Source organism: Magnetospirillum sp. ME-1 (genome assembly GCF_002105535.1).
Taxonomy (GTDB): domain Bacteria; phylum Pseudomonadota; class Alphaproteobacteria; order Rhodospirillales; family Magnetospirillaceae; genus Phaeospirillum.
The window spans coordinates 2004999-2017538 of record NZ_CP015848.1; the positions used below are offsets into that span (position 1 = coordinate 2004999).

The 12540-nt window shown below is 67.8% G+C and carries 8 protein-coding genes, 2 tRNA genes and 1 riboswitch; of the genes, 6 read left to right on the forward strand and 4 right to left on the reverse strand.

Annotation, left to right across the window (positions count from 1 at the left end):
• Positions 1–74: 74 nt before the first annotated feature.
• A riboswitch (cobalamin riboswitch) is annotated at positions 75–206 on the reverse strand.
• A gap of 115 nt (positions 207–321) precedes the next feature.
• From argC to WV31_RS09425, 5 genes are all read left to right on the forward strand, one after another.
• Positions 322–1365, forward strand: a complete 1044-nt coding sequence (argC, locus tag WV31_RS09405; protein ID WP_206072607.1) for an N-acetyl-gamma-glutamyl-phosphate reductase — start codon at positions 322–324, stop codon at positions 1363–1365.
• Positions 1366–1374: 9 nt separating this feature from the next.
• A complete protein-coding gene (locus WV31_RS09410) occupies positions 1375–1893 on the forward strand; it encodes a gamma carbonic anhydrase family protein (RefSeq protein ID WP_085373307.1) in 519 nt (172 codons plus the stop codon).
• A gap of 77 nt (positions 1894–1970) precedes the next feature.
• The gene (locus WV31_RS09415) at positions 1971–3539 is read left to right on the forward strand and encodes a hypothetical protein (protein ID WP_085373308.1); all 1569 of its coding nucleotides are present in this window, start codon (positions 1971–1973) and stop codon (positions 3537–3539) included.
• Positions 3536–4945, forward strand: coding sequence for a hypothetical protein (locus WV31_RS09420; RefSeq protein ID WP_085373309.1), 1410 nt, complete (start codon positions 3536–3538; stop codon positions 4943–4945). Before WV31_RS09415 ends, WV31_RS09420 begins: the two co-directional genes overlap by 4 nt.
• Before the next feature lie 8 nt (positions 4946–4953).
• On the forward strand, positions 4954–7590 hold the full coding sequence (locus tag WV31_RS09425; RefSeq protein WP_237051558.1) for an AsmA family protein: 2637 nt from the start codon (positions 4954–4956) through the stop codon (positions 7588–7590).
• A gap of 6 nt (positions 7591–7596) precedes the next feature.
• Here the strand turns inward: WV31_RS09425 and WV31_RS09430 are convergent, their stop codons facing one another.
• Positions 7597–8955 carry a TrpB-like pyridoxal phosphate-dependent enzyme gene (locus WV31_RS09430; RefSeq protein ID WP_085373311.1) on the reverse strand — a complete coding sequence of 453 codons (1359 nt, stop codon included), beginning with the start codon at positions 8953–8955 and terminating at the stop codon, positions 7597–7599.
• Between the two features lie 173 nt (positions 8956–9128).
• Here WV31_RS09430 and WV31_RS09435 point away from each other — a divergent pair.
• A tRNA-Lys gene (locus WV31_RS09435) sits at positions 9129–9204 on the forward strand.
• 121 nt (positions 9205–9325) lie between these two features.
• Here WV31_RS09435 and WV31_RS09440 read toward each other — a convergent pair.
• The 3 genes from WV31_RS09440 to lon all read right to left on the reverse strand — a co-directional run bounded on the left by WV31_RS09440 (position 9326) and on the right by lon (position 12414).
• Positions 9326–9401, reverse strand: a tRNA-Val gene (locus WV31_RS09440).
• Between the two features lie 102 nt (positions 9402–9503).
• On the reverse strand, positions 9504–9776 hold the full coding sequence (locus WV31_RS09445) for an HU family DNA-binding protein (protein ID WP_008617506.1): 273 nt from the start codon (positions 9774–9776) through the stop codon (positions 9504–9506).
• A 226-nt stretch (positions 9777–10002) separates the two neighbouring features.
• The gene (lon, locus tag WV31_RS09450; RefSeq protein ID WP_085373312.1) at positions 10003–12414 is read right to left on the reverse strand and encodes an endopeptidase La; all 2412 of its coding nucleotides are present in this window, start codon (positions 12412–12414) and stop codon (positions 10003–10005) included.
• Between the last annotated feature and the right edge of the window lie 126 nt (positions 12415–12540).

The following is a 12540-nucleotide window of genomic DNA, read 5'->3' on the forward strand; positions in this document are numbered from 1 at the left end:
CGGGGCGCGGACGCGCACCAGCCGAAACCCTTTGCCATCGGATTTCGCCCCTCGTTCAACCTATGTCCGTGCAGGTCTTCTGGCTCTCGGATCAGCCACGAGACCACGCCTTCCCGGCTGTTCGCCAGTGGCTGGGGCCTGAGCGCCCCTGTGGTCCGTGTCCCCGATTACAGCGGCGGGACCGCCACGGACTTTCACCGTGTTCCGGGATGCAGGACGAACATGGCTCTACAATACCGCAATGGAGACGTCAAGTTCCGGCGGTTGTCGCGCCGAATGGGGCCTGCTATCGTCCGCTCCCCAATTGCCAAGGGAGCAGGGATCATGAAGGACGTTTCCGTCGCCATCTTGGGAGCCAGCGGCTATACCGGCGCCGAGCTTGTGCGCCTGCTGGCGCTGCATCCGGCTTTCAAGATCAAGGTGATGACCGGCGACCGCAAGGCGGGCCAGTCCATGGACTCCGTGTTCCCCCATCTGGGCGGGCTGAAGCTTCCCGATCTGGTCGCCATCGATCAGGTGGATTTCAAGACCGTCGACGCGGTGTTCTGCTGCCTGCCCCACGGCACCACCCAGGAGGTGATCGCCGCCCTGCCCGCTTCGGTCAAGGTGGTGGACCTGTCGGCCGATTTCCGGCTGTTCAATGTGGACACCTACGCCCAGTGGTACGGCCACGAGCACCGGGCGCCCGACTTGCAGAAGCAGGCGGTCTACGGCCTGACCGAGCTGGCCCGCGGCGCGGTGGCCAAGGCCCGGCTGGTGGCCAATCCCGGCTGCTATCCCACCTCGGTGCAGCTGCCGCTGATCCCGCTGCTGAAAGCCGGGCTGATCGAGGCCAGCGACATCGTCATCGACGCCAAGTCGGGTGTGTCGGGCGCCGGGCGGGCCGCCAAGGAGGCCAACCTCTATACCGAGGTGACCGAGGGCATGCACGCCTATGGCGTCGCCAGCCACCGGCATTCCCCCGAGATCGAGCAGGGCCTGTCGGAAGCCGCCGGCGCTCCGGTGCTGGTGACCTTCACCCCCCACCTGATCCCCATGAGCCGGGGCATGCTGTCGACCATCTACGTCAAGACCAGGGGGGGCGCCAAGGCCGCCGACCTGCTTGCCCGGCTGGCCGCCACCTACAAGGACGAGCCCTTCGTCCGCGTGTGTCCCGAGGGCGTGGTGCCCCACACCCGGCATGTGCGCGGCTCCAACCACTGCCTGATGAGCGTGTTCGACGACCGGGTGCCCGGGCGGATCATCATCACCTCGGTGATCGACAATCTGGTCAAGGGCGCCTCGGGCCAGGCGCTGCAGAACATGAACCTGATGTTCGGCCTGCCCGAGACCCTGGGTCTCGAACAGCAACCCCTGTTCCCGTGAGGATTTGAGATGAGCGGCAACGTCATGCCCTTCCAGGGCGTCAGCCCGACCATCGGCGAAAACGTCTTCATCGCGCCCACCGCTGTGGTGATCGGCGACACGGTGATCGGCGCCGGCACCTCGGTGTGGTTCAACTGCGTCATCCGCGGCGACGTCCACGAGATCCGCATCGGCGAACGCACCAACATCCAGGACGGCACCATCGTCCACGTCACCGGCGGCAAGCTGGGCACCTATATCGGCTCGGACATCACCATCGGCCACGGCGCCATCCTGCACGCCTGCACCCTGGAGGACGCCTGCTTCGTCGGCATGGGCGCCGTGGTGCTGGACGGCGCGGTGGTGGAATCGGGCGCCATGGTCGCCGCCGGCGCGGTGGTGACGCCGGGCAAGCGGGTCAAGGCGGGCGAACTGTGGGGCGGCAATCCGGCCAAGATGCTGCGCCGCCTGTCGGACGAGGAAATCGCCTTCTTCCCGGTTTCGGCCGAGAAGTACGTGGAACTGGCCGCCAAATACATCAAAGGCTGAGCCTAGCCCGGTGCCATACTTGCACGGGGACTTACGCCCCCCTACTCTTTCCGGCCAGGGGATAAGACGGGGTAAGCATGGCTGACAAGGGGAAGAAGGGCGGTCTGAAGACGGCGCTGGCCCGTCCTCTGGCGCTCATCGGCCGGCTGATGGGCGGCGCCAAGGCGGATGCTCCCGCCGCCCAGCCGAAAGAGGCCGCCTCCACCTCCCTGGTGGACGATTCCTTCACCCTGGCGCTGGAAGGGCTGCTGGCCGAGGATGACGGCCAGTACCAGACCAAGCTGCACCTGATCTCCCTGGTGGAGTTCCACGAGGCGGTGGGCGACAAATGGGCCCGCATCGCCGAAAAGGTCATGCTGATCGCCGAAGGTGTCATCAACCTGCACCTGGGCGCCGGCAACGTCTTCGGCCGCAAGGGCCCCGATCTGTTCGTCCTGGTGTTCCGCAACACCCCCGCCCCCGAGGCGCGCCGCCGCGCCGTGCGCATCGCCCAGGACTTAGGGACAAGACTGGTGGGCAGCCAGTTCGCCGGCCACGACCGCCCCCTGGCCCTGGCGGCGGAAATCTCGCTGGCCGACGCCCTGGACGACAACGGGGAGCTCAACCTGGCGGCCCTGGCGGCGGCCGTGACCGAGACCCGGGCGGTGATCGCCGAACAGCCCCCCGCGCCCCCGCCCATCGCTCCGCCCGATGACGTCGCCCCCCGGCGCGACCGGGGCCCGCAATGGGAGGCCATGAGCGTGGCCGAACGCAACAGGCTCGATCCCAATTGGCGCGAAGCGCCCGTGGACGGCGTCGCGCGGAGCAAGGCCGACCCCAACTGGCAATCGGTGGCCGCCGAGCGTCCGGCCGGCGACATGGCGCCGGGCCTGGACGCCGCGCCGCCGCTTCCCGGCGACGCCGCCCTGTCCCTGGTCTGGCGCCCCACCTGGATGGCCGACGGCGAGGTGATCGGCGCCTACCGGGCAAACGTCCAGCGGGTGGACGAGCCGGGCCAACCCGCCTATGAAGGCAGCCGCGCCTATCCCGCCTCGGATGGGGAATCCATCGTCAGGCTGGACAAATTCGTTGCCGGCGCGGCGGTGCGCGGCATCAAGGCGGCCATCGCCGACGGCAGTTCCGCCCGTCTGGTGGTGCCGCTGCACTGGGGCTCGCTCGGCACCTCGGCCCGCATGTCGGTGCTGGTCCCCTTCGCCGACATCCCCGAGGCGGTGCGCGCCCAGAGCCTGATCATCGACCTGTTCGGCCTGCCGGCCAATCTTGCCCCCGTGGCCCTGTCCGAAACCATCAGCGCCATCCGCCCCCTGTGCCGCGAGATCATGATCCGCGAGCCGCTGGGCCATCCCGCCCTGAACCGCGTGGCCCTGGCCGGCGTCAATCTGGTCAGCATCGACCTGGCCGAACTGCCCAATACCGACAAGACCGACGACGACCACCTGCTGGCCGGACTGCAACAGCTTCGCCGTCAGGCCGGGCCCCTGGGCCTCGAGGTCTGCGTCTGGGGCGTCCGGCGGCGCAAGGTGGTGGTGGGAACGGTGCTGGGCGGCTTCGCCATGATGAACGGGCCCGGCCTGATGAAGGACCTGCCCCGCCCGGCCAAGGTCTTGCCCGCGCCGCGCTCGCGCTTCAGCGCCGGACCGTCGTGACCGGACCGCAGATCAGGGCGGCGCTGTCCACCCTGGCCATGGTCGCGGTGATCGGCGGCGCCATCGGCTGGGCGCTGTTCCACCGACCTTGGGCCAGCGACGGAGCCGGGGCCGCCCTTTTGCTCTATGTGGCGCTGGAATGGAGCGCCATCTCGGCCGGCGGACGGCGCATGCTGGCCGCCGCCCTGCTGGCCGGGCTGGCCGCCGCCCTGGTCCTGCCCCAGCCCCTCCAGACGCTGCGCCACGGCATGGCGGAATCCGTCTTCCTGGTCGGGCTGTTCACCACGCTGGGGATGCTGCGCGACAGCGCCCGCACCTCGCGCCTGATCCGCCGCTGCGGCGAGCAGATGGTGCGCCAGGGCCCCGGACGCCGCTATGCCGCGCTGTCGCTGGGCAGCCACCTGATCGCGCTGGTGCTCAATTTCGGCGTCCTGGCCCTGTTGGGCATGATGGTCGCCAAGGGCAACACCTTAAGTGCCGCCAACGGCGACGAGGTCGTCAAGGGCATCCGCAAGCGCCGCATGATGACCGCCATCCTGCGCGGCTTCGCCATGATGACGGTCTGGTCGCCGCTGGCGGTGTCCTTCGCCGTGATCCAGCAGGTGGTGCCCAATCTGGCATGGTGGCGCCTGGTGTGCCTGCAGGTCGTCCTGGCCCTGATCCTGATGGGCTGGGGCTGGGTGCTGGACCGCCTGGACTTTCCCCCCCATACCCGCCGCCTGCCCCCCCACCGGCACAAGACCGCGTTCCGCCCCATCCTCGGCCTGATCGCCCTGGTGGCCGCCATCGTGGTTGGAGCCGTCGCCCTGGCCGAAGTGCTGGGGGTGCGTCTGGTGGTGGGCGCCATGATCGTGGTGCCCGTGGCGGCGGTCGTCTGGCTGTTCGCCCAGCAATCGGGCGCGCCGGTTCCCCGCACGCTGCTGACGGTTCGATTGTTTGTCGGCCATCTGGGCGACAGCCTGCCCGGCTTCCGCTCGGAAGTGGCCATGCTGGGCGGCGCCATGTTCCTGGGCAGCGTGGTGGCGACCTTCATCACGCCCGCAGATACCGCCCGCGCCGTCGCCCTGATCCCCCTGCCGCCCGTGGCCGTGGCGGTGCTGCTGGCCTGGGGCGTGATGGCGGCCGCCCATGTGGGCATCCCGCAACTGGTCACCATCACCTTGCTGGGCAGCGCCCTGGGCAGCCTTGCGGCGGCCGGCATCGATCCCCTGGTCCTGGCCAGCGGCATGCTGGGCGCCTGGGCGCTGTCCATCTGCACCACTCCGGTCGGCGCGGCGGTGATGTCGGTGGCCCGGGTGGCGGAAGTGCCGGTCAGAACGGTGTCGCATAGCTGGAACCGACGGTTCGTTGTGGTCGGAGCCCTGCTTCTCGGGGTATGGATGGTGGCCCTGTCCCTGATTCTGTGAGGCCGCCCTTGCCCCGCCTGCCGGTCGCCAAGCCCGTCGCCATCGCCGCCGCAATCGCGGCCGGCGGGCTGGCCCTCGTTCTCGCCGCCCCGGTTCTGATGGACGGCAATGTCTGGCGCGGGCGCATCGAGGCAGAGGCCTCGGCCCTGATGGGCCGCAAGGTCACCGTGGCCGGTCCCATCACCCTTCGCATTCTGCCCAGCCCGGCGGTGACCCTGGCGGCGGTGGGCGTGGAAAACGTCGTCGCCCTGGACCGGGTGCGCCTGGGCCTGTCGCTGGGCGCCTTGCTGGCCGGACGGCCGGAACTCTCGGACGTGAGCGTCGAAGGCGGGCGTGCCGGTCCCGTCGATGGATTAAATCTTCGCGCCTCGGCGGTGAAGGACAGCTTCACCGTCAGCGGCAACGGCCGCCTGTGGGGCAAGCCCATCACCCTGGAGGCGAGCGGATCGCGCCCCACCGCCAACGAGACGGCACCGCTGAAGGCCGCTTTGGCCATGCCCTCGCTGGAAAGCGCGGCCGGCTTCGAGGGACGCTTCGGCAAGGGCGGGCTGGACGGCAAGATCGAGGTGTCGCTGGCCTCTCTGGCCCGGGCCGCCGGATCGGCCCAGTTGCCCGATTCGCCTTTGTCGGCCCAGGCCGGACTGCGCCTGACTCCCGACGAAGTGGAGGTCTCCGACCTAGGGGTGATCCTGGGCGAGTCCACCATCACCGGCAGCGTGGTGGCCAGCCGGAGCGGCAGTCCCGCCCTGATGGACGTCACCCTTCGGGCCGACAGCTTCGACCTGGACGCCCGCAAGACGCCCGCCGCCCCCCGTCCGGCGGCTTCCCAGGCCCCGGCCACCTCGGCCGCCCCGCCCCCCGCCGGCACACCGCAACCGCCATCGGCCGCCCCTGCCCCCGCCGCCTCGCAGCCCTTCGAATTGCCGCCGGACCTCGCGGCCAATCTCGACCTCGGCATCGGCCGCCTGATCTGGCGGGGGGAAACCGTTTCCAATATCCAGTTGAACGCCCTGCTGGACGGCGGCCGCCTGACCCTGTCCCAGGCCTCGGCCCGCCTGCCCGGCACCGGCATGGTCAAACTGACCGGCGCCATGACCACCCCCGAAGGCCGCCCGCGCTTCGAGGGCGAGTTGAAGGCGGAAAGCCGCAACCTCCCCGTCCTGCGCGCCTGGCTGGGCCTGGGCGGCTCGCCCACGCCGGCCAAGGCCCGGCTGGAAGGCAAGGTGCGCTTGGCCGACAACCGGCTGTCGCTCAACGCCCTGACGCTCGACCTGGATGAACGCCGCGTCACCGGCATGATCGGCGCGGGGATGGCCTGGCCGGTGCCGGTGAAGGCGGAACTGGGACTGCCCGGGCTGGCTCTCGGCTTCGACGGGAGTTGGGGCGACGGCCGGCTGGCGGGCAACGCATCCTTGCGCGCCGCCGGCTTCGCCCAGGCCATGCGCACCCTGGCCCCCGGATACCGCCCGCGCGGCAACGGCGAATTGTCCATCACCGGCCGCGTGGAGGCAAGCAGCGGCCAACTGGCCATCGACGAGTTTCAGGCGCGGGCCGGCGAGGCCATTCTGGGCGGCAAGGCGACCCTCGCCCTGGAAGGCCGGCCCAGGCTGACCGCCAGCCTGTCGGGCAACGCCATCGCGCTGGACCCGTTCCTGCCCGCCGAGGGCAAGGACAAGGCGGACGAGCCCAAGCCCCGCCGCCGCACCGGCTATGCCGCCCCGCCGCCTCCCCCCGTCATTCCGGCCGCCCTTTCCCCGGACGGCGCGTGGTCGCGCACGCCCCTCGACCTGGGCTGGCTGCAGGCCCTGGACGCCGACCTCGGCCTGGAGGCCAAGTCGGTCAGCCTGGAGCGCTGGCGGCTCGACCAAGTCCGCGCCCATCTGGGACTGGCCAGGGGCGTCCTCGACCTCGACCGCCTGTCGGGGCGGCTGCTGGGGGGCGAACTGGCTGCCGCCGGCCGCATGGCCGCCAACGCCATGACCCTGTCGGCCACCTTGAAGGACGCCGACCTCGCCCAGATCAGGCCCGCCGCCGGCGGATTGCGGCTGGAGAAGGGGCGCATGGGAGGCGAGATGCGTCTGGCCGCCGCCGGAACCTCGCCCGCCGCCCTGGCGGCCAGCCTATCGGGCAACGGCAAGGTCCTGGTGGCCGACGGCGAGGTCAGCGGCTTCGACCTCGCCGCCATGGATGCGCGCATGCGCAACATGGAGAATCTGGGCAGCCTGCTGGGGCTGGTCCAGGCCGGGCTGTCGGGAGGAAGCTCGCGCTTTTCCAGCCTGTCGGGCACGTTTACCGCCGAGAAGGGCATCGTCGCCAGCCGCGATCTCGCCCTGGTGGCCGAGGGCGGCGGTGCCACCGGCATCGCCACCATCGACCTGCCCAAAGACACCATCTCGTCCAGGATCGCCTTCCGGCTGGCCGCCCCCGACGCCCCGGCCTTGGGGCTGCGGCTGGAAGGCCCGCTGGCCGCGCCGGTCAAGGCGGTGGACATCAACGACCTGCAGCGCTGGCTGGTGGAAAAGGGATTGGGCAAGGCCTTGAATCCCAAGGGCGCCGGAGAAAACTCCGACGCCCCCAGGAAACTCAAGGCCGGCGACGCGCTGCGCGGCCTGTTCTCCGCCTTCGGCAAGAAGAAGGCGGAATAGGTCTCCTCACCCCACCTTGGGCAGTTCCGCCAGGGCGGCGTCCAGGTCGGCCTGAGTGTAGGTGTTGTCCTTCAGCTTGCCCGAGAAGAAGTCGGTATAGGCCTGCATGTCGAAATGGCCGTGGCCCGACAGGTTGAACAGGATGGTCTCGGCCTTGCCCTCGGCCTTGCAGCGCAGAGCCTCGTCGATGGCGCCCTTGACGGCGTGCGACGATTCCGGGGCGGGGACGATGCCTTCCGACCGGGCGAACTGCACGGCGGCGGCGAAGCACTCGGTCTGGTGATAGGCGCGCGCCTCCATCAGGCCCTGCTCCTTCACATGGCTGACCATGGGGGCCATGCCGTGATAGCGAAGCCCACCGGCATGCGAGCCCGGCGGCATGAAGGTGGCGCCGAGCGTGTGCATCTTGACCAGCGGGGTCAGCTTGCCGGTGTCGCCGAAATCATAGGCGTAGAGGCCCTTGGTCAGCGTCGGGCAGGACGCCGGCTCGACGCCGATGACGCGGGTCTTGCCCCCCTTCAGGTTCTCGCGGATGTAGGGGAAGGCCAGACCGGCGAAATTGGAGCCGCCGCCAGTGCAGGCGATGACGATGTCGGGATAATCGTCGGCCATCTCCATCTGCACGATGGCTTCCTCGCCGATGATGGTCTGGTGCAGACAGACATGGTTGAGCACGCTGCCCAGCGCGTACTTGGTGTCGTCGCGCGAGGCGGCGACTTCCACCGCCTCGGAGATGGCGATGCCCAGCGAACCGTTGGAATCGGGATCCTTCTCCAGGATGGCGCGGCCGGCATGGGTCAGGTTGGACGGGCTGGCGATGCACTTGGCGCCGTAGGTCTCCATCAGCGCCCGGCGATAGGGCTTCTGATCATAGGAGACCTTGACCATGAAGACCTCGACGTCGAGGCCGAACAGCGAGCCGGCGAAGGCCATGGATGACCCCCACTGCCCGGCGCCGGTCTCGGTGGCGATGCGCTTCACGCCTTCCTGCTTGTTGTAGAAGGCCTGGGGCACCGAGGTGTTGGGCTTGTGGCTGCCGGCGGGGCTGACGCCTTCGTACTTGAAATAGATCTTGGCGGGGGTTCCCAGGGCCTTTTCCAGACGGCGCGCCCGAATCAGCGGGCTGGGACGCCACAGGCGATAGACCTCGCGCACCGGCTCGGGGATCTCGACCCAGCGTTCCTGCGTCACTTCCTGGGCGATCACCGCCATGGGGAAGATGGGAGCCAGATCGTCGGGGCCGATGGGCTGGCCGGTGCCGGGATGCAGCGGCGGCGGTGCGGGAACGGCCAGATCGGCGTTGAGGTTGTACCAGGCCTTGGGCAGGCGATCTTCGGACAGCAGGTACTTGGTGCTCTCGGTCATGGCGGCGTTCCCTCTCCCCTTTCGGGACGTGATATTGTGGGGATGGTTTTACGCTCTGCCGACGCCGTTGCAAAGAGTGCGAAGAGAAGTGAATTTTCCGCTTGCACAGACCCCTCGTTCGACCTATAAAGCGGCCCTCCGGCGGGGGCTACGGCCGAAACCGGAGACACTGAGGGCGTATAGCTCAGTTGGTAGAGCAGCTGACTCTTAATCAGCTGGTCCAAGGTTCGAGTCCTTGTGCGCCCACCAAATTCTCAGGGCCCCGGAAGCCAGCGCTTCCGGGGCCTTTGACTTTTTAGCCAGACGCCTCAGACGCGCGCACGCGCTGCCGATGCCGGTCGCCGGTTCATGAAAGTATGGCGGGAAGGAATGGTGGGCGGTGACGGGATCGAACCGCCGACCCTCTCGGTGTAAACGAGATGCTCTGCCAGCTGAGCTAACCGCCCCACAGGCAGGTTCTAGGACGCTCTCGGATTTTGGGCAAGCCCCCAAAACCAAACCGGCCGCCCCTTCGGGCGGCCGGCGTAAACTGTACTGAGGATGCATCCTTACTGGATGCCGTCCTTCAGGCCCTTGCCAGCCTTGAACTTCGGCTGCTTGGAGGCCGGAATCTTGATCTTTTCGCCGGTGCGGGGATTGCGGCCCTCGGACGCCGCGCGCGACGCGACGGCGAAAGTGCCGAAACCGACCAGACGAACCTCATCGCCGCCCTTCAGCGCGGAGGTGATGGCTTCGAAAACACCGTCCACGGCCTTAGCCGCATCGGCCTTGGACAGACCAGCGGCGCCCGCCACGGCCGTCACGAGATCGTTCTTGTTCACCTGAGGACCCCCTTCGTTATACCGACATTGATAGCCGGCAATACCGCCTATCGAATTAGACAGGCGCCAGTTTAATTCAGCCTATCGGATAGCGTCAATGCGCAATGCGTGAGAAATGGCGGATTTGCTGGCATCCAAGCCAGTCCCCCTCTCCGCCCATATATGCAAAACCGGCGATTCCCGAGGGAAAACGCCGGTTTCGACTAGGGATATGCCCTTATTGCGCTCAGTGAGTCACCAGCCCACCGGCCACCGCCTCGCCCTCCTTGGCGGGCTTGGCCTCGGCCACGTCGTCGGGCTCCTCCCACTCGATGGCCACCGGCTTGCGGACCAGGGCCAGGGCCAGAACCTCGTCGGCGGTGGAGACCGGAATGATGTCCAGGCCCTTCTTGACGTTGTCGGGAATCTCGGCCAGATCCTTCTCGTTCTCCTTGGGGATGAGAACGGTCTTGATGCCGCCCCTGAGCGCCGCCAGCAGCTTCTCCTTCAGACCGCCGATGGGCAGCACCCGGCCGCGCAGCGTGATCTCGCCGGTCATGGCCACGTCCTTGCGCACCGGAATGCCGGTCAGCACCGAGACGATGGTGGTGCACATGGCGACGCCGGCCGAAGGTCCGTCCTTGGGCGTGGCGCCCTCGGGCACGTGGACGTGGATGTCGCGCTTCTCGAACACGGTGGGCTTGATCCCTAAGCTCACCGAGCGCGAGCGGACGTAGGAGCGGGCCGCCTGCACGGATTCCTGCATGACGTCGCCCAGCTTGCCGGTATGGCTGAAGGTGCCCTTGCCCGGCATGCTCACCGCCTCGATGGTCAGCAGTTCGCCGCCCACCTCGGTCCAGGCCAGTCCGGTGACCACGCCGACCAGATCCTGCTCCTCCACCTCGCCGAAGCGATAGCGGTGGATGCCGGCATACTTTTCCAGATTGCGCGGCGTGACGGCGACCTTGGTCTTGGCCGTCGAGACGATCTCCTTGACCGCCTTGCGGGCCAGATTGGCCAGTTCGCGCTCCATGTTGCGCACGCCCGCCTCGCGGGTGTAGTAGCGCACGATGTGGCGCAGCGCCTCGTCCGAGATGGACCATTCGCCCTTCTTCAGGCCAGCGGCCTTGATCACCTTGGGCAGCAGGTGGCGCTTGGAGATTTCCACCTTCTCGTCCTCGGTATAGCCGGACAGGCGGATGATCTCCATGCGGTCCAGCAGGGGCTGGGGCATGCGCATGGTGTTGGCGGTGGTGACGAACATCACGTCGGAGAGGTCGTAATCCACCTCCAGGTAATGGTCGTTGAAGGTGGCGTTCTGCTCGGGGTCCAGCACCTCGAGCAGGGCGGAAGCCGGATCGCCGCGCCAGTCGGCGCCCAGCTTGTCGATCTCGTCCAGCAGGAACAGCGGGTTGGACGACTTGGCCTTCTTCATGCCCTGGACGATCTTGCCGGGCATGGAGCCGATATAGGTGCGACGATGGCCGCGCACCTCGGCCTCGTCACGCACGCCGCCCAGGCTCATGCGCACGAAATTGCGCCCCGTGGCCTTGGCGATGGACTTGCCGAGCGAGGTCTTGCCCACGCCGGGCGGGCCCACCAGGCACAGGATCGGCCCCCGCACCTTGTCGGTGCGGATCTGCACGGCCAGGTATTCGAGGATGCGTTCCTTGACCTTCTCCAGGCCGTAATGGTCGGCGTTGAGCACCGTCTCGGCCAGCTTGACGTCCTTCTTGACCTTGGTCCGCTTCTTCCACGGAATGGTCAGCAGCCAGTCGAGGTAATTGCGCACCACGGTGGCCTCGGCCGACATGGGGCTCATGGACTTGAGCTTCTTCAGCTCGGCCATGGCCTTCTCGCGGGCCTCGACGGTCAGCTTGGTCTTGGCGATGCGTTCTTCCAGCTCGGCGGTCTCGTCCTTGCCGTCGTCGCCCTCGCCCAGCTCCTTCTGAATGGCCTTCAGCTGCTCGTTCAGATAGTACTCGCGCTGGGTCTTCTCCATCTGCCGCTTGACGCGGTTGCGGATCTTCTTTTCCACCTGAAGGACGCCGATTTCGCCCTCCATGTAGGAATAGACCCGCTCGAGCCGCTCGGACACCACCTCGATCTCGAGGAGTTCCTGTTTCTCGGCGATCTTCAGCGCCAGGTGCGAAGCGACGGTGTCGGCCAGCTTGGCCGAATCCTCGATCTGGTTGACCGAGACCAGCACCTCGGGCGGAATCTTCTTGTTGAGCTTGATGTACTGCTCGAACTGGCTGACCACCGAGCGCGACAGCGCCTCCAGCTCCTGCTGGTCGCCTTCGCGCTCGTCCACCACCTCGGCGGTGGCCTGGAAGAAATTCTCGTTGTCGGTGAAGCCGGTGATCTTGGCGCGCTTGCCGCCTTCGACCAGCACCTTGACGGTGCCGTCGGGCAATTTCAGGAGCTGCAGCACGGTGGACACGGTGCCCACCGAATAGATGTCTTCCGTGGTGGGGTCGTCCTGGGCGGCGTTCTTCTGGGCGACCAGCAGGATCTGCTTGTCTTCCCGCATCACGTCTTCCAGCGCCCGCACGGATTTCTCCCGGCCGACGAACAGCGGGACGATCATGTGGGGGAAGACGACGATGTCCCGGAGCGGAAGGACGGGAAAAACATCGCCAGGAAGGGTATCGACCATGCTGCCTCATTCACGCCGGCGGGCCGCCCGACTGGGCCGGCCCGTCTTTGTACTGTCACGTTACAGGCTTAGCTGGGGCGGACTCCCCCCGTCGTCAAGCCATATCCGACGATTCTAGTGTCTTGT

What these genes read in the sequence shown, in the direction of transcription:
- WV31_RS09410 (WP_085373307.1), top strand. Translation starts at nt 1,375, where the DNA reads ATGAGCGGCAACGTCATGCCCTTCCAGGGCGTCAGCCCGACCATCGGC.
- WV31_RS09415 (WP_085373308.1), top strand. Translation starts at nt 1,971, where the DNA reads ATGGCTGACAAGGGGAAGAAGGGCGGTCTGAAGACGGCGCTGGCCCGT.
- WV31_RS09430 (WP_085373311.1), bottom strand. Translation starts at nt 8,955, where the DNA reads ATGACCGAGAGCACCAAGTACCTGCTGTCCGAAGATCGCCTGCCCAAG.
- lon (WP_085373312.1), bottom strand. Translation starts at nt 12,414, where the DNA reads ATGGTCGATACCCTTCCTGGCGATGTTTTTCCCGTCCTTCCGCTCCGG.